Origin of the sequence: Arthrobacter psychrochitiniphilus (assembly GCF_003185915.1) — a bacterium.
Classification (GTDB): domain Bacteria; phylum Actinomycetota; class Actinomycetes; order Actinomycetales; family Micrococcaceae; genus Specibacter; species Specibacter psychrochitiniphilus.
Genome location: NZ_QHLZ01000003.1, coordinates 305936 through 328038 on the forward strand (window position 1 = coordinate 305936; position 22103 = coordinate 328038).

Here is a 22103-nt window from a genome sequence, read left to right on the forward strand (position 1 = left end):
GCGTTCGTGAAAAGGGCACCAGTGGTGGGATAGCGGGCTTAGTTGCGGGCCATCTCTGCGACGAGTTCACGCACCACAGCGCGCAATTCCCCGCCATTGGCAGCCGCAACGCGGCGCTGACGCTGGTAGCTGGCACCACCGGAAATGATTTTTTCAACGCTGGCCAGCTCATCGGCGCAACCCAACTTGGCCGCCACCGGCTCCAGCTTGTTCAGCAACTCAACCAGGTTTTCGGTGACAAGCTGTTCTTTGCCTGCAGCGTCCAAAATGATGATGGCGTCCATGCCATACCGGGCGGCTCGCCACTTGTTTTCTTGAATGTGCCACGGCGGCATGGTGGGGATGGTACCGCCGTCGTTCAAGGTATTTGAAAAGTCCTCCACCAGGCACTGGGTCAGGGCCGCCACGGCGCCGATTTCTTCCAGTGTGGACATGCCGTCGCAAATACGCATTTCAATGGTGCCCAGGCCGGCAACGGGGCGGATATCCCAGCGGATTTCATTCATGGCATCGATGACACCGGTGGTGAACATGTCCTGGACGTAGGATTCGTACGCCTCCCAATTGGGGAACTGGAAGGGCAAGCCAGCCGTGGGCAGCTGCTGGAACATCAGCGCGCGCTGCGAGGCGTAGCCGGTGTCTTCTCCGCTCCAATACGGCGAGGATGCGGACAGCGCTTGGAAGTGCGGGAAATAGTTGACCAGCCCATCCAGAACCGGCATGGCCTTGGAAACATGATCCAGGCCCACGTGCACATGTACGCCGTAAATGAGCATTTGACTGCCCCACCACTGTGTCCTGTCAACAAGCTTCGCGTAGCGTTCCTTGTCGGTGACTGCTTGGGTGCGTGGATTACTGAACGGGTGCGTGCCGGAGCTAAGTAACTCCAGCCCCAGCGGGTCCGCTGCTGCGCGCAAGATGTTCAGGTTACGGCGCAAGTCCTCGGTTCCCTCAGCAACTGTGTGGCAAACGCCTGTGACCAACTCAACAGTGTTCTGCAGCATCTCACCCTTGATGTGAGGATGTTCGCCATTGCGCCAGACGTCGGGATCGGCGGCCAAGATGTTGGCAAAGACGTCATCTGCACGGGCTGTTAGTTCGCCGGATGTGGCATCAACCAACGCTATTTCCCATTCCAGGCCCAATGTGGACTGCTCTGACTTGGCGAAATCAATCTTCACTGCGGCGCCCCCTTGGCACTGATGGAGTTCTCATGCAATTCGGCAAGGGTGCCTGCTGCCTTCTGATTGTAGTTCAGGATTTACGCCACAATGGGAACATGCCCATCCTGAACAAAGATATGACCTTGTGCATTTCGCTCGCCGCCACGCCCAGCAACATTGGCACGCACTTCCACAACTACCTCTACGAGGCTCTGGGGTTGAACTTTATTTACAAGGCGTTCGCCCCCACTGATCTTGCTCAGGCCATTGCTGGCATTCGCGGGCTTGGCATTCGGGGTGCTGCGGTGTCCATGCCGTACAAGGAAGATGTTATTGCGCTCATTGACGTCATGGATGCCTCTGCCGCAGCCATTGATTCTGTTAATACCATCGTGAATTCCGGGGGTGTCCTGACCGCCTACAACACCGACTACCTGGCCATTGCGCGGCTGCTGGAGAGCCGGGCAATCGATCCCGCGAGCACTGTTTTGGTCCAAGGTTCAGGAGGCATGGCTAAGGCTGTAGCTGCTGCCCTGTACGACGCCGGATTTGCTCACGTCAGCATTGTGGCCCGCAACGAAGTCCGTGGCCAAGCACTTGCCGCGCTGTACGGTTTCGCCTGGTTGCCGGAGGTGGGGGACGCCACGGCGGGGATGCTGATCAACGTCACGCCCCTAGGTATGGCGGGTGCGCAGGAGTCGGTGCAATCCTTTGCGGACGCGGCGGTGAGAGCCGCGGAGGTGGTGTTCGACGTCGTCGCGCTTCCCGCCGAAACCCCGCTCATTAGGGCAGCTCGAGCGGCGGGCAAGCAGGTCATGACCGGAGCCGAGGTCATTGCCATCCAAGCGGAAGAGCAGTTCGTGCTGTACACGGGGGTCCGTCCCAGTCCGGAACTGGTCCAGGAAGCCTCGGAGTTTTCCCGCAGCTAATCTTCGCTCTGCGAGAAGGTTGGGGTACAACGCGCCATTTCTGAGGGAGCGTTGGCGAAAAACGGCCCGAATGTAACCGAGCGTTGGTGTTAGGCCGGGAGGTCGTGGGGTTCAACCACCACGGCAACCCTGTCGTCCCCAATACGGGTCAGTACCAGTGTGGCCTTATGGGGACCCTTGCCGGAACCTGTCAGCAGTTGGCGGCGCAGTTCCTCGGGAGTGACAGAAACTCCGCGCTTTTTGATATCCAAGACACCGATCCGCTTGGCTTTCACCCAGGCTTTGAGCGCCTTCACATTGAACGGCTTGACCTCAAGAACCTTGTATCGGCGGGCAAACGGGGTGTTGAGCGGTGTATCAGAGGACAGGTAAGCGATGTGTTCATCAAGGAGATGGGCGTCCATGCTCCGTGCCAGATCGGCTACGAGTCCGGCACGGATCACGGCACCATCTGGCTCATATAAGTAAGCGCTAATGGGGCCAATCTCCACGTTCTGGCCTGCGGGATCAAATTTCACGGCGCTTGTCAGTTCCGCGCTGCCGTTCTTGCCAATCACGAGGGCGCTGCGGCAAACACCGGGGCGGGCCAGCTGGTTGAAGTAGAGCCCGGCCTCCACCACGTCGCCATTGAGCGAAATCCATTGAGCCTCGGCCGTGTTGGGAATGGCCTCATGCGGGATACCGGGCCCCATCTTCACACCAACGGCCAGCCCCCGGTCTGCCAGCGACTCCACGAAGGACAAGGGCGGGGAAAAAGCTTCCGGATCAAAAAGTCGGGTAGTACCAGAGGTGCTGGTGGTGCGCCGGGCAGGGTCCAGCCATACGCCTTCCACACCGGCAAGGGACACATCCTCAGCGCGCCCGCACACCACTGTGGCGTGCGGGAACGGCATGAGGTTGATGGTGGCGCAGGCTGTTGTGACCTCGTCCATTTCCACTGCGGTGACCTTGATGTCCAGGCTTGCCATAGCGAGCGAATCGGCTCCCAAACCGCAGCCCAGATCGGCCACGGAGGTGATGCCCGCAGCCGTAAATCTCTGCGCATGCAGCGCTGCGATGCTCAGCCGGGTGGCCTGCTCCAGGCCAGCCTGGGTGAACAGCATTTGGTGTGCGAACTCGCCAAACTTTGCCTCGGCCTTGGCCCGCAGCCGGGCTTGGGTAAGAGCTGCTGCGACCAACTCGGGGGAGTGCCCGGCCTTGCGCAGTGACTCGTTGAGTTTGAGGGAATCTGACTCGCGGTAAGGGCCCAAGGAGGATAAAAGCTCCCACCCTTCAACGGTGAGCAGGGGGGAGATCGCATCGGGAGCCATGCGTTAAGCCTAACCGCCAGCGCGAACAGGGACGTCCTCCAGAATTAAGCCACAACAAAGTTGCGTAATTGACTAAGCCTGGACTAACTTCGATGGTGCGGGGATTGGTGAGCGGGGCGAGTTACGCCTCAAGGCGCCACCTCAGATAGCAAAAGTCACTGTCCTGAAGGGCATTTTGCTCGATGTGATGGAGATCATAACTTAGGCAAGGCTTAACTAACTAAGGGTAGGCTACGCTAACTTATGAACTCATTCGCTTGCCCGGCTGATCAATGGCCGTAGAATCCCGAAGGAATCCATGCCCTCCCTGAAACTTCGTTTTGTTGCACTCCTTGGCGCCGCAGCCATCAGCCTGACAGCCTGTGGAGCGGAGATCTCGGCTCCCGCGGAAAGCTCCAGCGCCGCAACAACTATCACCGTTGAAGACAACAACGGCACGCACACATTGAGCTCCCCGCCAGCCTCTGTGGTGGCCACGGACAACCGCACCTTCCAGACACTTTCGGACTGGGGAATTACGCTCAAGGCAGCCGCCGTGAAGCTGATGCCTTCAACCAATCCCTACAAGGCGGACACGTCGATCGTTGATCTGGGCAACCACCGCGAGCCCAACCTTGAAGCCATTGTGGCCGTTGACCCCGAGATCATCATTAATGGTCAGCGCTTCACGCAGTACCAAGATGACTTCGCAAAACTTGCCCCCAGGGCCACCATCTTGAACTTGGATCCTCGAGACGGCCAGCCTTTCGATACCGAGCTGAAGCGTCAGATCACCGTCTTGGGCGACGTCTTTGCCAAAGCTGATGAAGCCAAGAAGCTCAACGCAGACTTCGACGCAGCCATTGCCCGGGTCAAGAAGGCCTATGATCCCAAGGCCACTGTCATGGGTGTTATCACCTCGGGCGGAAACATCAACTACTCGGCACCTGGAGCCGGCCGCACGCTGGGCCCCTTGTTCGGGCTCCTGGGCCTGACCCCGGCCCTTGAGGTCAAGGACGCCAGCACCGATCACCAAGGTGATGACATCTCCGTCGAGGCCATCGCAAAGTCCAACCCGGACTGGATTCTGGTCATGGACCGTGACGCAGCTGTTGCTGCAGGCGAGGCGGAGTACAAGCCTGCCAGCCAGCTACTGGAAAGCTCCGAAGCACTCAAGAACGTGAGCGCCACGGCGAAGAAAAATATTGTCTACATGCCTGCTGACACGTACACCAACGAAGGCATTCAGACGTACACCACGTTCCTGAACAACTTCGCGGACGCCCTCGAAGGCAAGTAGCCATTATTTTCCGCCAGCCCTGTGGCGGGTCGGGGGATTCTCTCCCCGACCCGCCACAGGGTTGACGTTTTGGGCCAGAACTGAGGAGGACCCCTGCAGTATGACAACTACCACGCACGCCCCACCCAAAGGCAAACTTTTTGAACCCAAGCTGCTCATCGGCGTCGCCGTAGTGGGGGTGCTGCTGCTGTTCTCCCTCTTTACCGGCGTATATGACATCTTTGGTGCTCAGGACGGTGGGGAGATGTTCGCCATCACCCGCATCCCGCGCACCATTGCACTGGTGCTGGCCGGTGCAGCCATGGCCATGTCCGGTCTTGTTATGCAGTTGCTGACGCAAAACCGGTTTGTGGAACCCACCACCACGGGAACCACCGAGTGGGCGGGGCTGGGTCTGCTGGCCGTCATGATTGCCAACCCTGGCGCCAGCATCCTGGTAAAAATGTGTGGGGCAGTCGTTGCCGCGTTCATCGGTACCTTCATCTTTTTTCTTTTCCTGCGCAGCGTCTCGCTCAAAGCCTCCCTGACAGTGCCCATTGTGGGCATCATGCTGGGCGCCGTGGTGGGAGCCATTTCCACCTTCGTGGCACTGCAAACCGACATGCTTCAGAGCCTGGGGATTTGGTTTGCTGGTTCCTTCACCTCCGTGCTCCGGGGACAATACGAGGTGCTGTGGATTGTGGCACTGGTGGGGGTTGCGGTGTTCCTCGTGGCAGACAGGTTTACAGTGGCAGGCCTGGGTGAGGAAGTGGCCACAAATGTGGGCCTGAACTACAACCAGGTCATGCTGCTGGGAACCGGGCTCATCGCTATCGCCACCGGCATTGTGACCGTGGTTGTGGGCAATCTGCCGTTCCTAGGCCTTATTGTGCCCAACATTGTCTCCATGTTCCGCGGTGATGATTTGCGCGGCAATCTGCCATGGGTGTGTCTGCTGGGCATTGCCATTGTGACGGTATGTGATCTAGTGGGAAGAACCATCATCATGCCCTTTGAAGTACCCGTGTCCCTGATCCTGGGGGTGGTGGGCGCGGTGGTGTTCATCGGGCTCTTGCTGAAGCAGCGCCGTCGTGCTTGATGCGCCAGTGGTCCGCCGCACTCCGCCGCAGCCGGGAGGTCAGGGCGCAAACCCGCACCAGCAATCAGCCCACAAGCCCACCCGAAATTCGGGGTCACTGCCCACGGCCAGGGTCCGCAAACGCTACTGGATTATCCTGGGCCTGCTGATTTTTCTGGGGGTGGGATTCGGCTTCGGCCTGCTGGCCTGGGACAACCCAATGCCGGTGGGGTCGGCAGGTTTTTGGCGCATCGCCGAGCTGCGCGGCACCAGTGTCATTGTCATGATGGTGGTTGCCATTTGCCAGGCCATGGCCACGGTCAGCTTCCAGAGCGCCACCAACAACCGGATCATCACGCCGTCAATCATGGGTTTTGAATCCCTCTACATCGCGGTGCAGACAGGTGCGGTGTTCTTTCTGGGCGCAGCCGGGGTCACCATGGTTCAGGGAGTACCGCAATTTATTGTGCAAATTGTGCTCATGGTGGGTCTGTCCATGGCGTTGTATGGCTGGCTGCTCTCCGGCAAATATGGCAATCTGGCGATCATGCTGCTCATCGGCATCATTATTGGCGGCGGGCTGGGCTCCATCTCGGTCTTCATGCAACGGCTGCTGACCCCCAGCGAATTCGATATCCTCACCGCACGCCTGTTCGGCTCTGTCGCCAACGCCGATATCAGCTATCTGCCTATTGCCATTCCGTTGTGCGTAGTAGCCGGTATCATGCTGCTGCGCAACGCCAAACGGCTGAACGTGATCGCCATGGGCAAAGACACCGCCACCAACTTGGGCCTGAACCACCGCTTTGAGGTCATGCGAGTGCTGTTGCTGACCTCGATCCTGATGGCCACCTCCACAGCCCTCGTGGGGCCCATGACCTTCCTCGGATTCCTGGTTGCCACGCTGGCCTACCAACTCGCCGACACCCATGATCACCGCTACGTTTTCCCGATGGCCGTGCTCATTGGCTTCGTGGTCCTCTCGGGTTCCTACTTCGTCATGAAGAACGTGTTCTACGCCCAGGGTGTTGTCTCCATCATTATTGAAGCCGTGGGTGGCACCGTCTTCCTGTTCTTCATTCTCAGAAAGGGCCGACTGTGATCACACTGTCCGCGGTCAAGAAAAATTACAGCAGTGACGTTGCCATCGGGCCCGTGGACCTGCAAATCCCATCCGGGGGAGTCACCGCCTTGGTAGGGCCCAACGGCGCGGGCAAGTCCACCCTTCTGACCATGATTGGGCGGCTGCTCGGGATGGATTCCGGGGCCATTGAGATTGCCGGATATGACGTCTCACGTACTTCCTCGAAGGATCTGGCCAAGATCGTTTCGGTCCTGCGCCAGGAAAACCACTTCGTCACCCGGCTCACCGTGCGTCAGCTGGTGAGTTTTGGCCGCTTTCCGCATTCCAAGGGGCGGCTCACAGTGGCCGATGAGGAGGCAATCAGCCGATCCATCGACTTCCTGGACCTAGGCGAACTGGAAAACCGTTACCTGGACCAGCTCTCCGGCGGGCAGCGGCAGCGGGCCTACGTGGCCATGGTGCTGGCCCAGGACACCGACTATGTGCTCCTTGATGAGCCGCTCAACAACCTGGACATGAAGCATTCGGCGCAGATGATGCAAATGCTCCACCGTGCCGCGCAGGAACTGGGCCGAACCATTGTGGTGGTGCTCCATGACATTAATTTTGCCGGACACTACGCTGACCACATCTGTGCCGTGAAGGACGGTGTGGTGACGGAGTTTGGCACACCGGAGGTGATCATGACCGATGAGGTCCTGAGTCGCGTTTTTGACACCCCGGTGCAGGTCATCGAGGGCCCCCGCGGGCCGCTCGCCGTCTACTACTAAGAGCACGACGGCGATCCCCTCCCGCCTGCCGTCCCTCCCACCCAACGCTCTCCCAGCAATGGTGCGTTTTTCGGGGACGCTATCCCACCGAGTGGGGATAGCGTTCCCATTTTTCTTGCCATTACTGGGATAGCGTGCTTCGGGCATGCCACAGAATGTAACCGAGCGTCCAGAGGTGCGGGTTAGCTGTCCTTGCGGATCCAGCGGAACGTGACGCGGCACAGGAGCAAACCAAACACCAGCCATATTCCCATGACTAGTGCCACGAGACCCAGATCCCAGCTCCCGGAGGGCTCCATCACCTCGAAGGACTCTGGCAGGAACACGCTGCGCATCCCTTGAGCCATCCACTTCAGCGGAAAGATGCTAGCAAAGTCTTGCAACCAGCCGGGTAACTGCGCGAAGTTCAAGTAGACCCCGGAGATGAACTGCAGCAGCAGCACAATCGGGATGACCACGGCGGTGGCGCTCTTGCCTGTCCGCGGAAGTGCCGAGAGGGCGATGCCTAAAACGCAGCTAGTAATCACGCCGAACAGAAACACCCAGGCGAAGGTCAGCCACTTCTCTGGTGCAGTGGGAAGCTCCACGTTGAACGCGAAACGGGCCACAAGCAGCAACAGTGTGACCTGCAGGACCGAGCTGATCAGAACCATGCCGATCTTGCCCAGAAAATAGGAGAACACGGGCAGGGGAGTGCCGCCTAAGCGTTTAAGTGTGCCGTCCCCCTTCTCGCCAGCAATGTCCACGCCCAGGTTCTGCACGCCACTGAGCAGCATGCCCGCAGCCACCATCCCCGGCACATAAAAAGCCGCAAAACTGATGCCGCCGGAGCCATCAGGGGCCGCACCAAGATTCCCGCTAGTACTGAACGCCACAGCAAAAACCGAGAGCATCAGGATCGGGAACAGGAACGTGAAAAACACCGAATCGCCCTGCCGAAAGTACAACTTGAGCTCATAAAGGATTCGGGAGGTGCCCAACTCTAAGGTCCTCATACGGCGCCTTCCTCTGCATTGATGAGCGAGTGTTTACCCACCAGGTGCAAATAGATGTCTTCCAGGGACGGGCGGCTAATTTCCAGTGAGTCAACTTCGCCGCTGGCCTCAGCGTAGAGCCGGGCAGCAAGCGCTGCGGGCTCGGCTGTTCGTTGTGAATGTTCGACGCCGTCCTGCCGCCACCGCACTAGCGGAACCCGTGCGTCGGCTCCGCCAATCTCGTTGATGGGGCCAATATCCACCAGCTTGCCGCCGAGAATGATCCCGGCACGGTCGGCTAGAGTTGCCGCCTCATCCAAATAGTGTGTTGTTAACAAAATGGTGGTCCCCTCGGCCTTGAGCTGGTTGATCAGAGCCCAAAATTGGCGCCTGGCCTCAGGATCAAACCCGGTGGTGGGTTCATCCAAGAATAAAAGTTTGGGGCGCCCGATGATGCCCAACGCAACATCCACACGCCTGCGTTGCCCGCCGGAGAGCTTGCTGATCCGGGTTTTGGCCTTTTCCGTCAGGCCCACCGCTTCAATGACCTCGGATACCTTGCGTGGGTTGGGGTAGTAGTTGGCAAAGTGGGTCAGTTGCTCCAGCACCGTGACATTGCCGCTTTCCCCGCTGGACTGCAGCACTATCCCCAATTGTGCTTTCCAATCCAGGCCCCCATGCTGCGGATCAACACCCAGTACTGAAACGTCACCGCTGGTCCTATCACGGTAGCCTTCAAGGATTTCAATGGTGGTGCTTTTGCCGGCACCGTTGGGGCCCAGCAGCGCGAAAGTTTCACCCTCATGAATGTCGAAGCTGATCCCGTCTACCGCGGTAAAAGCGCCATAGGATTTCAACAGATCACGAACGTGCACGGGAGCTAGACTCATTTGCTTATCCTCCCACCGCGGCCGGAGTCTGAAAAGATTTTTCAACTTATGTCTCTGAAGGTGACTGCCCCGGTGCGCCGTGAGCGTAACCGGGCCCGCCGGCGTCGTACTTTTGCAGGAAATTCTGGCACTCGCCTTGACCGAGTGCTAATCAATTCCCTAGAGTCAGAGTTAGCACTCTCACCCTGAGGGTGCTAACGCGCTTATCTTTCTGGCCATGGGAACATCACCGGCACCGCGACGACGGTTGGGTTCCACCCAAACATGGGCAGAAAGTGTTGCAGCCATCCAAAGAATTTACGTGTGAAGGAGAGGTCCTAAGTGTCGGTCTCTATTAAGCCTCTTGAGGATCGTATTGTTGTTCGCCAGCTCGAAGCAGAGCTGACTACCGCATCGGGTCTGGTTATCCCGGACACTGCCAAGGAAAAGCCCCAGGAGGGCGAAGTTGTGGCAGTGGGCCCCGGCCGCGTTGATGACAACGGCAACCGTGTCCCGATCGATGTTGCCGTTGGCGACGTTGTTATCTACTCCAAGTACGGTGGAACCGAAGTGAAGACCGGTGGCGAAGAGCTGCTCGTTCTTTCGGCCCGCGACGTACTGGCCATCGTCGTTAAGTAACGGCTTTTGCTCCAGTAACCACTTTGTGAAGCCCCGTGCCCGGATAGGTGATCGAGCCTGTCTAGATCAATCGCCGGACGCGGGGTCTTTGCGTGAAAGGAACACACCGCATGGCTAAGCAGCTTGCATTTAATGACGACGCACGGAAGGCCCTTGAGGCCGGTATTGACAAGCTCGCGGACACCGTCAAGGTGACCCTCGGCCCGCGCGGTCGCAACGTTGTACTCGATAAGAAGTGGGGTGCCCCCACCATCACCAACGACGGCGTGACCATCGCCCGCGAGGTGGAGCTGGAAGACCCGTACGAGAACCTCGGCGCACAGCTGGCCAAGGAAGTTGCCACGAAGACCAACGATGTTGCCGGCGACGGCACCACCACGGCCACCGTTTTGGCGCAGGCACTGGTCAAGGAAGGCCTGCGCAACGTAGCCGCAGGCGCAGCTCCCGGCGAGCTCAAGCGCGGCATCCAGGTTTCCGTTGAAGCCATTGCCGCACGCCTGTTGGAGAACGCACGCCCGGTTGCCGGAGGCCAGGTGGCAGAAGTTGCTGCCATCTCCGCCCAGAGCCAGGAAATCGGCGACTTGCTCGCCGAAGCGTTCGAGAAGGTTGGCAAGGATGGCGTCATCACCATCGAAGAGTCCTCCACCACCTCCACCGAACTGGTCCTCACCGAGGGCATGCAGTTCGACAAGGGCTACCTGTCCCCGTACTTCGTCACTGACGCAGAACGCCAGGAAGCAGTCATGGAAGACGCACTGGTTTTGATCAACCAGGGCAAGATCTCCAACCTGCAGGAATTTTTGCCGCTGCTCGAAAAGGCACTTGCCGCGAACAAGCCGCTGTTCATCATTGCTGAAGACGTTGACGGCGAGGCACTGTCCACACTGATCGTGAACCGCTTGCGCGGCACGTTGAACGTTGTTGCCGTCAAGGCACCGGGCTTCGGCGACCGCCGCAAGGCCATGCTGCAGGACATTGCGATCCTGACCGGTGCACAGGTTGTCTCCGCGGAGATCGGCCTGTCCCTGGACCAGGTTGGGCTTGAAGTGCTGGGTACGGCTCGCCGCATCACCATCACCAAGGACAACACCACCATTGTTGACGGCGCCGGCACGGCCGATGACGTGGCAGCACGGGTTGCCCAGCTGCGCGCTGAACTGGCGCGAACCGACTCCGATTGGGACAAGGAAAAGCTGCAGGAACGCCTGGCCAAGTTGGCTGGCGGCATCGGCGTGATCAAGGTTGGCGCAGCCACCGAGGTTGAGCTCAAGGAAAAGAAGCACCGCATTGAGGACGCCGTGTCCGCAACGCGTGCTGCTCTGGAAGAAGGCATTGTGGCTGGTGGCGGTTCCGCACTGGTCCAGGCCGGCAGGGCACTTGATGAAGATGCTGCTGTTCTCGCCTTGAGCGGCGACGCCGCAACCGCCATTGATCTGGTGCGCAAGGCTATTGCCCAGCCGCTGCGCTGGATCGCCCAGAACGCAGGCCATGACGGCTACGTTGTGGTGCACAAGGTTGGCGAGCTCGAAGACGGTTTCGGCTTCAACGCTGCCACCGGCGTCTACGGCAACCTGATTGAAGACGGCGTCATTGACCCCGTCAAGGTCACTCGTTCGGCTCTGCGCAACGCAGCGTCCATCGCATCCTTGGTGCTCACCACCGAGGTCCTCGTGACGGACAAGCCTGCTGAAGACGAAGAAGCAGGGCACAAGCACTAACGTTTTTCACCAATGATCCCGACCCCGCTTTTTGATACCGATATCCCGGTGTCCGAAAGCGGGGTCGGGATCATTTTTCGTTGTTCCGGCGGCGGCCCGGGCTCAGAGCGCGCAGGGCGTTCAGGATCGTGGCTAGATCGATCACTTCTTGAGCCAGCGCACCGGCCACGGCAGGAATCAGCCCCCACGCGGCCAGAAACATTAGGCCCACGCTGAGGATGATGCCAATCCAGATGCTTTCGACGGCGATCCGCACCGTCCGCTGCCCAATCTGTACCGCCTGGGCCACCTTGGCCAGGTCATCGACCATGATGACAACATCGGCAGACTCGCTGGCCGCGGTGGAGCCCTTGGCACCCATGGCAATGCCGACGTCGGCCGAAGCCAGGACGGGGGCGTCATTGATCCCATCGCCCACCATCAACACCTGCCGGTGCTCCAGCGCATTGACCAGGCGAACTTTGTCAGCCGGCAGCAGCCCCGCATGGATCTCAGTGATGCCAGCCTCGGCCGCAATAAACCTTGCCGTGGCCTCGGCGTCCCCGGTGAGCATGACCGTGTCCGCTACCCCCAGCTCTTGCAGCGCTGCCAACGTGGCCGGCGCTTCCGGCCGAAGCGGATCACGCATGATCAAGGTCCCGGCAAAGCGGCCGTCAATTCCCACATAGACGGCCAACTGCCCGCCCGTCAGCAATGCCTCCTGCACACCACTGACCTGGCTGGCGACAAAGGCGCGTTTACCCACCAAAATGTGGCGTCCACCAAAAGTGGCGCTGACCCCGTTGGTTGCATGTTCGACGGCGGACTCGGTGCTGTGGAGCGTCAATCCCCGGGACTGCGCCTCGGCCACGATGGCTGCGGCCAGCACATGGGAGGAGTATTGCTCGGCGGAGGCGGTGAGTGCCAGCAACTCGCTGGGATCTGTTGCGACGTTACGGATTTCTTCGAGGCTGGGATCACCGCTTGTCAGCGTTCCCGTCTTATCGAATGCGGCTGTCTTGACGCGGGAGAGTTGCTCCAGTGTGCCGCCGCTCTTGACGATGATCCCGGATTTTGCGGCCCGGCTCATACCACCCAAAAAGGCCACAGGTGCGGCAATCAGCAATGGGCAGGGGGTGGCCACCACCAGCACTTCGGCAAAGCGGACCGGGTCACCACTAAGAAACCATGCCAGCCCTGCCATGGCCAATGAAAACGCCGTGAACGGCACGGCATACCTGTCTGCGAGCCGCACCACGGGTGCCTTGCTTTCGGCCGCGTCACGCACCAAGGCAATGATGCGGCTGAACTGGGAATCTTCCTCACGGGCGCTCACCCTGATGCGCACCGCGGCCGGTCCATTGAGGGCGCCACTGAGTACGGAATCGCCAACCACATGTTCCACAGGCAGGCTTTCGCCCCGCAGCGCGGATTCGTCAAACACGGCAGGGCCAGAGAGCAGCACACCATCCACCGGAACCACCTCTGCCGGGCGGACCAGCAACGAATCACCAATCTCAACCTCAGCCAGTGAAACATCAGAGGTTGTCCCATCAGGGTTTTCCCGATGCGCAATACGTGGCGCACGGTCAAGCAGCGAGCGCAGCTCCCTGTTGGCGCGTCCGGTGGCATAATCCTCAAGGGCGGCGCCGCCGGTCAGCATCAAGATGATGATCAACGACGCGATGTACTCGCCAACGGCCACCGTGGCAAAGATCGCCGTGACCGCAAGAATGTCAATGCCCCAATGACCGCGCAAGATGTCCTTGACCATGCCAATGCCCTGACACAAGGCGATAGCGACGGCGTACAGGCTCGCCGTCCACCGTGCGGCATCGTGTTGACCGGCCAGCAGCACAAACGCCACCACGATGCCCACCAGCACCGTCAGCCACACCAGTGGATAGCGCCGCAACACAGTGATCACACCCCGTTGGCGTTCCTGCGCACTAATGAGGAACGGGCCCTCGGAGCGATTGGTCACGAATCCTGCAGATGCTTCCTTCATGTCACCACTGTGCCTCAGTCTCGCCGCCAATCCCAGTATTGGGACATGACCGGCAGGCCCGACGCCCCGGCAGCCCCGACGCCCCTGACGGACCCGACGGCATCAGGTCATCAGCGGCGGAAGGGGTTCCGCGCGCCCACACCACGGGCGGCTGCCGCGGCGTGGGCAGCAGAGTACCGTGTTGGTGCCGGGCGTCTGCGCCGGACTACCCGGTAGATAAACAGCACGGCGGCCGCAGAGACCACAATGCCCGTGACGTTCAGGAGCAGTTGCAGCACGGACCCGGCCGCCCGCCCCTGCTCGCCCAATACCAGCGCAACGGCAACGTACCCGGCCGCTGGAACGGTTGTGACGGAAATGAAAACACCTACCAGTGCTGCAGACTTCCTGCCAATGAGGGAAAGCATGCCAGCCGCCCCGGCCAGCACTGCCACGATGAACGAATACGGGCCGGGGTGGTAAATGAACTCGGTGGCGCTATTTTTGCTGAGCACCACAGCGGGGTCAAATAACCCCAACTGCACCGAGACGATCGTGGCTAGCGCCGTCAAAGCCATGGCAATGGGGAAACCGATCACCAAGGCCACGGACGCCCGCCGGGCAAGCTGCCACCGCCGATCCACCAACGCTAGGGCCAACCCTGCCAGCGGGCCAAACTCCGGACCCACCACCATGGCCCCGACGATGGCGATGGTGGAATCGGTCACGATCCCGATCCCTGCCAGCTGGACGGCGATGACCAGAAACACCAGGTAGCTCCAGGTCAGCTTTGAGTCGGCATTGGTGTCCTTTTCCACCTCGTCCCAGATGATGGCATCAGCGCCATCCCCCGCAACGGCTTGGTCGGCTTGGTCCAGACGCTCGGAAATGACAAGCTCCGGCGCGGTGATACTGAGCGAACCCTGGTGGGAAATATCCAGTCCATGTAACTTTTCCAGCAGCTCTTCGACGGATTCCCGCACCGCCTGGAGCACAATGACGTCACCTTCTGGAATCAAGGAGGCGCCTTCCGTCCGCGAGATTTCGGAGACGCCCGGGTGATTACGGGCAATCTCCACCACGGAATCGGCAGTCCCGGCCGGGACAACAATGCGGATCTGCAACGCCATGGAGGTCCTTTCCGGTGCCAGCTCGTGCGCTTGATTCTATGGGATGATCTGCGCCCCGGTGTGATCCACCCCTCGAGAATAGGGTCAGGGACGCTTTCGTTTTAGACTGTAAGCAACGCACAGGCCAGCTTCGTAATCACGGGACCGGTCATCGGATGCACCCCCCTGCAAATGGTTCTACCCCCCGCCAAGGAGCCTTCGTGTCCCAGTCTGAAATTCATGACCCTTTCGCCTTTGTTGGCCTGACCTATGACGATGTGCTGCTCCTCCCCGGGCACACCAACGTCATCCCCTCAGAAGCTGACACAAGCTCGCGCGTATCAAAGCGCATCACGGTGCAGACGCCGCTGCTCTCCGCCGCCATGGACACTGTCACAGAGTCACGTATGGCTATTGCCATGGCCCGGCAGGGTGGTCTTGGTGTGGTTCACCGCAACCTGTCAATCCAGCGCCAGGCCGAAGAAGTTGACCTCGTCAAGCGCAGCGAGTCCGGCATGATCACCAACCCGGTGACCATTGGTGCCGAGGCCACTCTCGCCGAGTTGGATGAACTTTGCGCCCGTTTCCGTGTCTCCGGCCTGCCCGTGGTTGACGCCGATAGCCGCCTGATTGGTATCGTCACCAACCGCGACACTGTTTTCATCCCCGAAAACGAATACTCGCAGCGCCTGGTTCGCGATGTCATGACCCACATGCCACTGATCACCGGCAAGGTTGGCATCAGCCGCGAAGAAGCCTCGCAGCTGCTGGGCAAGAACAAGATTGAAAAATTGCCGCTCGTTGATGACGCAGGAGTTCTCCGCGGCTTGATCACCGTCAAGGACTTCTCCAAGGCCGAGCAGTACCCGCTGGCCACCAAGGATGAGAGCGGACGCCTGCGTGTGGGCGCAGCCATCGGCTTCTTCGGTGACGGCTATGAACGCGCCATGACGCTCGTTGAGGCAGGGGTTGATGCGTTGTTCGTTGACACCGCCAACGGTCACAGCCAAGGCGTGCTGGAAATGATCGCCCGCCTGAAGAGCGAAAAAGCCGCAGCCCACGTTGACGTCATTGGCGGCCAGGCAGCAACGCGTGAAGGCGCCCAAGCCCTGATTGACGCCGGCGCTGACGGCATCAAGGTTGGTGTGGGTCCGGGCTCCATCTGCACCACCCGCGTAGTTGCCGGTGTTGGTGTCCCCCAGATCACCGCTATTTACGAATCCGCCAAGGCGGCCATCCCGGCCGGCGTGCCGTTGATTGCCGACGGCGGACTGCAGTACTCCGGTGACATCGGCAAGGCCCTCGTGGCCGGCGCCGACACCGTCATGCTCGGCTCCTTGCTGGCTGGCACGGAAGAGTCCCCGGGCGAGACAGTGTTTGTCAATGGCAAGCAGTTCAAGGCCTACCGCGGTATGGGCTCGCTCGGTGCCATGCAATCGCGCGGCAAGAACACCTCCTACTCCAAGGACCGCTACTTCCAAGCTGATGTCACGGGAGATGAAAAGCTCATCCCGGAAGGCATCGAAGGCCGTGTGGCATACCGTGGCCCGCTCTCCTCGGTGGCTTACCAGCTGGTGGGCGGACTGCGCCAGACCATGTTTTACGTTGGTTCCCCCACCATTGCCGAGCTCAAGGCGCGCGGCAAGTTTGTGCGCATCACCTCCGCAGGTCTGAAGGAATCCCACCCGCATGACATCACCATGACGGTTGAGGCCCCGAACTACCTCAATAAGTAGCACTTCCTTAAGCACGACGGCGGCCCCGCACCTTGGCAATTCAAGGTGCGGGGCCGCCGTGGTGATCTCATTGATCCGTGAGCAAAGGTCGCTTAGAAGCCCTCGAAACGACTCAAAACGACCTTTTCTCACGGATGGATTTATGCAACCTGACGAACTGGGACGTTGAGGGCTGGGCTTAGGCCTGCAGGGCGGCCTTAAAACGGGTCAGGGCCTCGGTAGCGTCATAGCTTTCTTCCACGAATTCGGATTCTGTGCCGGAACGCAACACCCATTCCCCTGATTCCACGGCTGTTAGCTGAGCGACCACTGGCTCGCGCTCTACCTGCAGGCGGCGCACCACGGCGGTGGCGGGCAGGCCTTCGGCGGCACCGGAGAGGTATTCCTGGCTCAGGTGCAGGGCCAGTTCAAGCATGGCGGGGCCGGACTCAATAGGCTGGATCTCATGCACGCCGTAGGGGCTGATGCTCAGCAGAACCGCACCAACATTAGAACCCACGGCGAAGAGGACATGATCGCTCGTGGGTGTGGTCAAGGTGATTTCCAGCCACTCCTGGGCTTGGGAAAGTACTGTACCCACCACGGCGCACCTATCCACGGGAACAATCTTTTCGCCCTGGGGTGAGGCGAGCCCGCGCACCATCAGTGTGGTCAGCCCGGCGTTGTGCAACAGCGCGTTATCGCCGTGCTGGTCCAGACGCAGCAGGCCCAGGGTGACGGCTGCTGATTCCGTGGGTGTCATTGACAAAAGTGTCAAGAGCTCATGGTCAGTCATCCGCAGTTCAGTCTCAGTCATGCCCTAAGCCTAACCAAAGTAGGAGCCCACTGTCGGCACACGGGAGAGGGGGAGCGTTCACAGGGCTACAACCAGGGCCCGCCGGCTGCAGCAACAATGAACAGTGCCAAGCACAGGCGCGCTGCTTTCGTTAGGGTGCCGGGGGGCGGGCCCGCTTATCCCCGCTAGAATCAACGCATGCTTTGTGCCTATGAGAACACCACCGACTACTCGCACTGGGACTCCGGGCTGTGGACCCGTGTTCTGGCCGCCTCCGGTGTGTCCAACCCACTCTCCGGAGCTGCGTTCACCGAGGCTATGCTCGCAGGTCTGGCAGGTGGCATTGGCTTCATGATCTTCACCTTTGAATACAAAGACATCACCACGGCCTCGGCCGTGACCCGTTTCCATCCCGGCCCCTACACGGAGAACCTGTTGCGCCGCAGTGGTGCCTCCGTGAATATTCAGCAAACAGGCAGCGCATCCCTGGCCCAAGGCCGGCTGGACGCAGCGCTGGAAACCGGGGTGCCCGCCGTGGTGCGTGTTGTCCGGGGCAAGCTGCCGTGGGTGGATGAGGATCCGCTGGCCGATCTGGATTCCGTGGATGTGGCTGTGGTGGGCCGTGACGGCGCTGACTACTTGATGGACGACGGCGGCGGCAGGCTTGAGCGGATCAGTACCGCGGCGCTGGGAGCTGCGCGCAGCTCCCGGAAAGCGGATAAGCATTGGCAGGCCCACGTTGTCACGGGAAGCCGCGCCTTGGCCGAGGAGATGGTGGGCGAGGTACTGACCACCAGCGTGGTGCGGGCGGCCATGGCGCAGACGGCCCAGGAACTGCTCTCACTGCAGGCCCCGCCCGGGGTGCCGCCTGGGTACGCCAAAAATTTTGGCATTCTGGGCATGTCCACGTGGGCGCAACGGCTCAGCGATTCCTCCTCGAAGCATGGGTGGATGCGGATCTTTGGCGGCCCGCAGCGTTCCATGGTGGGCATGGGAATGCTCCATGGGCTCTTGGCCGGACGGCGTGTCAGCGGTCCCGGCGCCCTCCGGCCGTTGTATGCCCAATTCTTGCGCGAGGTGGTGGCTATCGGGGAGGCGGTGTCCGGCGTCGAACGGGGCAGTCTGCTTGAAGCAGCTGCCCAATATGACTCTTTGGGTGCGCATTGGGACGCTCTGATTGATGTGGTCGGGGCACCGGGGGAGCCGGACTTTGCTGCGATGGCAGCGCAGGTGGAAGCAATTGCCGTACTGGAAAACGCTGCGGCAGAGGCCCTGAAGACGGCTGCGGGCGTCATTTAATGCCTGTAGCGCCGCCTGCGCTAGGCTAGGGGCGTGACTTATGAGATTGAGATTGGCCGTGGAAAGCGTGGGCGCCGCGCATATTCGTTGGATGAGATTTCGATTGTGCCGGCAAGGCGCACTCGCGATCCCCAGGATGTTTCGGTGAAGTGGCAGATAGATGCCTACCAGTTCGAGGTGCCCGTGATTGGCGCACCCATGGACTCCGTCATGTCCCCAGAGACTGCCATTGCACTTGGCAAGCTGGGCGGACTGGGTGTGCTGGACTTAGAAGGCCTCTGGACCCGTTACGAGGATCCGCAGCCGGTGCTCAATGAGATCGCCGCGCTGGAGGGTTCGGTGGTCAACCCCGAGACCACCCTGCGCCTGCAGCAAATCTACAACGCACCGATCCAGGCCGAACTCATCACCGCCCGGTTGGCTCAGATTCGCGCAGCCGGTGTGACGGTGGCCGGGTCCCTGACCCCGCAGCGCACACAAGAGTTTTACAAGACAGTGGTTGCCGCAGGCGTTGACATCTTCGTGATCCGTGGCACCACCGTCTCGGCAGAGCACGTCTCCAAAACCACGGAGCCGCTGAACCTCAAGCAGTTCATTTACGAACTCGACGTCCCGGTTATTGTGGGCGGCGCAGCAGGCTACACCTCCGCACTGCACCTCATGCGCACTGGCGCAGCGGGCGTCCTGGTCGGTTTTGGCGGCGGCGCCTCCACCACCACCAGCCGCGCCTTGGGCATCCGCTCACCCATGGCCAGCGCCATCTCTGACGTCGCAGCAGCACGCCGCGACTACATGGATGAGTCCGGCGGACGCTACGTGCATGTCATTGCCGACGGCGGCATGGGCTCCAGCGGCGACATCGTCAAGGCCATTGCCATGGGCGCCGACGCTGTCATGCTCGGTGCTGCTTTGTCCCGCGCCTCCGAGGCCCCCGGTCAGGGCTGGCACTGGGGTGCGGAGGCACACCACCATGAACTGCCGCGTGGACACCGTGTGAAGATGGATACCGTGGGGACGTTGGAGGAAGTGCTGTACGGCCCGGCCCACCGCGCTGATGGGTCAGCCAACCTGATCGGTGCGCTGCGCCGGTCCATGGCCACCACCGGTTACTCCGATTTGAAGGAATTCCAGCGCATTGACGTGATCGTCAACCCGGCGTAATTTTTCATCCCGCCGTCACAACCCTGACGGCAGCAAGGAGCCCCGGCCCATGAGTGGCCGGGGCTCCTTGGCACTTAACGCTCAGCGGTGCCTTGCGCTCAGCTCGGCTCAACGACCTAGAGCAGACCGTGGCAGTTAGACTGAGGATACGACTTTTGCTGCTGCACACCCTGGAAAGGCACTCATGATATCGGGCTCGCTGGAACGTTATGAGACGGAACTGACCAACCCTGGGTTGGTTATTTTGGAAATGGTGGCGGAGAGCAAAGAAGACGCCGCAGCACAATTGGGAGCAAAGCTCTTTGCCCAGGGACGCATCTCCGATCTGTCCGGATTCTTGCGCGATGTCAACGCCCGGGAGCACCAAATGGCTACAGGTCTGCCCGGAGGTATTGGGTTGCCCCACGCAAGAAGCGAATTTGTTCAGCAAATTTCCATCGCCGTAGGCGTCACCAAGTTTGATCACAGCCTGGATTTTGGTGCCGTTGACGGCCCCGCCACTGTGATCTTGCTGATAGCCACACCCGCCAGTTCCTTCTCCGCACACTTGGAAGTACTCGCCACCTTGGCCAGATCCCTGTTCAAGGAAAACTTCCGGGAGTCCCTGCGCCGCGCCCATGACAAAGAGGTCATCGCAGAACTGATCAACTCCACCTTGGTGTTCTTCGACCACTAACCCCGCCCATGTGTGGGCCCGGCCACGCTTTCTTTGTAAATGCCGGCCGCATTCGCTGTTCTACATGGATACGAAGTACCGTTGATATGTGTTGAAAACTGCTGTAAAGCCCAAATGGATAGCCGCACTGGTGTTTGCGCTGGCCGTTGCCGCCGTTCTTGTACTTCTGAGCCAGTGGCAATTTTCCCGTTCCATGCAAAAAGACGTTGCCCCACCCTCGGTCACTGAAAAAGTGCAGCCGCTGAGCGAGACCATGGTTCCTGGCAAGCTCATGACAGGCAATATTGAGGGACAGCTCGTCACAGCTACCGGTCATTTCGATGCCGACAAACAAGTCTTGGTTCCTTCACGGCTTGAAAATGAGCAGCAGGGCTACTGGGTTGTCACGGCCTTTGTGGTTGATGATGCACCCCGGGTAGAAGGTGTTGCTGCCACTCGTGAAGTAGTCATTCCGGTGGCCCGCGGCTGGATCGCAGAACCCGGTGACGCAGCGAAAGCCCCCGCCGGCACTCTCCAGCTGAGCGGGCGCCTACTGAACTCAGAAGGCCCGGTAGTTTCGCGCAACCTCCCCGAGGGGCAAGTGGGCGCATTGTCCACGGCAGAGCTGACAAATCTCTGGGATGTCAGCAGCTATGCCGCCTTCATTGTCTCGCAGCAGGAAATCGTTGACGGACAGGATGTTGGCGCATCGTCCACAACAGGGACGCTCCTACCCATCACCGTCACGGCTGCCGATCAGAATGACAAGGTTAATTGGCTGAACATTTTCTATGCCATTGAATGGGTGGTGTTCGCCGGATTCGCACTATTCATGTGGTGGCGGTTGGTATCGGATGACTACCGCCGTGAACAGGATGAACTCTTTGACATAGACCAGGGGAACGACGACGACGACACTGACGTTGAACCTGATGAACACCGAGCAGTACTTGAAGAACAGAATGAGGAGCGCCGGTAGTGACCGACCCTATGAACAAAGAAGCAACACCCACAGCCCCTTCCGCTAAGGATCCGAGCGGGCCGCCCGCAGTGAAGGCGGCGCCCAAGCGTCGTTTTGGTGGTACTCCCGCCCAGATTCTCTCGGCACTGAAGTTCTACAAGTATCTTGCCTACGCAACAGGTGTTATGTTGCTACTTCTGGTGGTGGAGCTGATTATCCGTTACGCCTTCTCCAGCGTTCTGGTGGCTGGCGGAACTGATACAGCGGGAGCCGCGCACGGCTTCGGCCTGGTCAATATTGACGGAGGAGTCATGCCTATCACCGGCGGCGTCAACCTCTCCACCACGGTGTTGATTGTGCACGGTTGGATGTACGTCATCTACCTCATTGCTGATTTCCGTCTATGGACGCTCATGCGTTGGCCGTTCAGCAGGTTGGTACTGATTGCACTGGGCGGTGTGGTGCCGTTCCTATCCTTCTTTGTTGAAGCAAAAGTGCACAAAGAAGTTGTGGCCGAAGTTGCCGCAAACCCCAAGGCTGGCAAGCGGTACTAAGGCAGCCGCCAGCCGCACCAAAGCCCTCCCGCACTCGCGAGAGGGCTTTGGTTGGATGAGGCGCTCATCACTCCGCGGGAGGGTAAGGAGCGCGA

General features: G+C 60.1%; 20 protein-coding genes. 13 read left to right on the forward strand and 7 right to left on the reverse strand.

All coding sequences use genetic code 11. The annotated features are described in order from the left end of the window. Nucleotides 1-38: 38 nt before the first annotated feature. Entirely contained in the window at nucleotides 39-1181 is a 1143-nt protein-coding gene (locus CVS29_RS07005) for a glutamate--cysteine ligase (RefSeq protein ID WP_110105604.1), read from the reverse strand. 98 nt (nucleotides 1182-1279) lie between these two features. Here CVS29_RS07005 and CVS29_RS07010 point away from each other — a divergent pair, with 98 nt between their 5' ends. Continuing rightward, nucleotides 1280-2092, forward strand: a complete 813-nt coding sequence (locus CVS29_RS07010) for a shikimate 5-dehydrogenase (protein WP_110105675.1) — start codon at nucleotides 1280-1282, stop codon at nucleotides 2090-2092. 89 nt (nucleotides 2093-2181) lie between these two features. Here the strand turns inward: CVS29_RS07010 and CVS29_RS07015 are convergent, their stop codons facing one another. After that, nucleotides 2182-3402: a THUMP-like domain-containing protein gene (locus CVS29_RS07015; protein ID WP_110105605.1), complete on the reverse strand. Its 1221-nt coding sequence runs from the start codon at nucleotides 3400-3402 to the stop codon at nucleotides 2182-2184. Nucleotides 3403-3700: 298 nt separating this feature from the next. Here CVS29_RS07015 and CVS29_RS07020 point away from each other — a divergent pair, with 298 nt between their 5' ends. From CVS29_RS07020 to CVS29_RS07035, 4 genes are all read left to right on the forward strand, one after another. Then, nucleotides 3701-4681: a siderophore ABC transporter substrate-binding protein gene (locus CVS29_RS07020; protein ID WP_110105606.1), complete on the forward strand. Its 981-nt coding sequence runs from the start codon at nucleotides 3701-3703 to the stop codon at nucleotides 4679-4681. A gap of 100 nt (nucleotides 4682-4781) precedes the next feature. After that, nucleotides 4782-5759 carry an ABC transporter permease gene (locus CVS29_RS07025; protein WP_110105607.1) on the forward strand — a complete coding sequence of 326 codons (978 nt, stop codon included), beginning with the start codon at nucleotides 4782-4784 and terminating at the stop codon, nucleotides 5757-5759. Continuing rightward, the gene (locus CVS29_RS07030) at nucleotides 5752-6840 is read left to right on the forward strand and encodes an iron chelate uptake ABC transporter family permease subunit (RefSeq protein ID WP_373366700.1); all 1089 of its coding nucleotides are present in this window, start codon (nucleotides 5752-5754) and stop codon (nucleotides 6838-6840) included. Before CVS29_RS07025 ends, CVS29_RS07030 begins: the two co-directional genes overlap by 8 nt. Then, nucleotides 6837-7592, forward strand: a complete 756-nt coding sequence (locus tag CVS29_RS07035; RefSeq protein ID WP_110105609.1) for an iron ABC transporter ATP-binding protein — start codon at nucleotides 6837-6839, stop codon at nucleotides 7590-7592. Before CVS29_RS07030 ends, CVS29_RS07035 begins: the two co-directional genes overlap by 4 nt. Before the next feature lie 182 nt (nucleotides 7593-7774). Here CVS29_RS07035 and CVS29_RS07040 read toward each other — a convergent pair whose 3' ends face one another. Then, complete coding sequence (locus CVS29_RS07040; protein ID WP_110105610.1) at nucleotides 7775-8587, reverse strand: ABC transporter permease; 813 nt, start codon at nucleotides 8585-8587, stop codon at nucleotides 7775-7777. Continuing rightward, the gene (locus tag CVS29_RS07045) at nucleotides 8584-9456 is read right to left on the reverse strand and encodes an ABC transporter ATP-binding protein (protein ID WP_110105611.1); all 873 of its coding nucleotides are present in this window, start codon (nucleotides 9454-9456) and stop codon (nucleotides 8584-8586) included. The genes CVS29_RS07040 and CVS29_RS07045 overlap by 4 nt, the downstream gene beginning before the upstream one ends. A 321-nt stretch (nucleotides 9457-9777) precedes the next feature. On the opposite strand from CVS29_RS07045, the gene groES reads away from it, so the two are divergent. Together groES and groL are read left to right on the forward strand one after the other, a co-directional pair. Next, the gene (groES, locus tag CVS29_RS07050; protein WP_038464523.1) at nucleotides 9778-10074 is read left to right on the forward strand and encodes a co-chaperone GroES; all 297 of its coding nucleotides are present in this window, start codon (nucleotides 9778-9780) and stop codon (nucleotides 10072-10074) included. Nucleotides 10075-10184: 110 nt separating this feature from the next. Beyond that, complete coding sequence (gene groL, locus CVS29_RS07055) at nucleotides 10185-11792, forward strand: chaperonin GroEL (RefSeq protein ID WP_110105612.1); 1608 nt, start codon at nucleotides 10185-10187, stop codon at nucleotides 11790-11792. 70 nt (nucleotides 11793-11862) lie between these two features. Here the strand turns inward: groL and CVS29_RS07060 are convergent, their stop codons facing one another. Further along, on the reverse strand, nucleotides 11863-13779 hold the full coding sequence (locus CVS29_RS07060; RefSeq protein WP_110105613.1) for a heavy metal translocating P-type ATPase: 1917 nt from the start codon (nucleotides 13777-13779) through the stop codon (nucleotides 11863-11865). A gap of 110 nt (nucleotides 13780-13889) precedes the next feature. Continuing rightward, nucleotides 13890-14888: a DUF389 domain-containing protein gene (locus CVS29_RS07065; RefSeq protein WP_110105614.1), complete on the reverse strand. Its 999-nt coding sequence runs from the start codon at nucleotides 14886-14888 to the stop codon at nucleotides 13890-13892. A gap of 200 nt (nucleotides 14889-15088) precedes the next feature. Here CVS29_RS07065 and guaB point away from each other — a divergent pair, with 200 nt between their 5' ends. Continuing rightward, on the forward strand, nucleotides 15089-16603 hold the full coding sequence (gene guaB, locus CVS29_RS07070; protein WP_110105615.1) for an IMP dehydrogenase: 1515 nt from the start codon (nucleotides 15089-15091) through the stop codon (nucleotides 16601-16603). Between the two features lie 178 nt (nucleotides 16604-16781). On the opposite strand, the gene CVS29_RS07075 is transcribed toward guaB, so the two are convergent. Next, complete coding sequence (locus CVS29_RS07075) at nucleotides 16782-17399, reverse strand: hypothetical protein (RefSeq protein WP_110105616.1); 618 nt, start codon at nucleotides 17397-17399, stop codon at nucleotides 16782-16784. Between the two features lie 177 nt (nucleotides 17400-17576). On the opposite strand from CVS29_RS07075, the gene CVS29_RS07080 reads away from it, so the two are divergent. The 5 genes from CVS29_RS07080 (at nucleotide 17577) to CVS29_RS07100 (ending at nucleotide 22008) form a co-directional block, all read left to right on the forward strand. Continuing rightward, the gene (locus tag CVS29_RS07080; RefSeq protein WP_110105617.1) at nucleotides 17577-18677 is read left to right on the forward strand and encodes a BtrH N-terminal domain-containing protein; all 1101 of its coding nucleotides are present in this window, start codon (nucleotides 17577-17579) and stop codon (nucleotides 18675-18677) included. 33 nt (nucleotides 18678-18710) lie between these two features. Beyond that, entirely contained in the window at nucleotides 18711-19838 is a 1128-nt protein-coding gene (locus CVS29_RS07085) for a GuaB3 family IMP dehydrogenase-related protein (protein ID WP_110105618.1), read from the forward strand. Nucleotides 19839-20022: 184 nt separating this feature from the next. Next, nucleotides 20023-20514, forward strand: coding sequence for a PTS sugar transporter subunit IIA (locus CVS29_RS07090; RefSeq protein ID WP_218868038.1), 492 nt, complete (start codon nucleotides 20023-20025; stop codon nucleotides 20512-20514). Between the two features lie 88 nt (nucleotides 20515-20602). Beyond that, nucleotides 20603-21472, forward strand: a complete 870-nt coding sequence (locus CVS29_RS07095; protein ID WP_110105619.1) for an SURF1 family protein — start codon at nucleotides 20603-20605, stop codon at nucleotides 21470-21472. An 11-nt stretch (nucleotides 21473-21483) separates the two neighbouring features. Continuing rightward, the gene (locus tag CVS29_RS07100) at nucleotides 21484-22008 is read left to right on the forward strand and encodes a DUF3817 domain-containing protein (RefSeq protein WP_110105677.1); all 525 of its coding nucleotides are present in this window, start codon (nucleotides 21484-21486) and stop codon (nucleotides 22006-22008) included. Nucleotides 22009-22103: the final 95 nt, after the last annotated feature.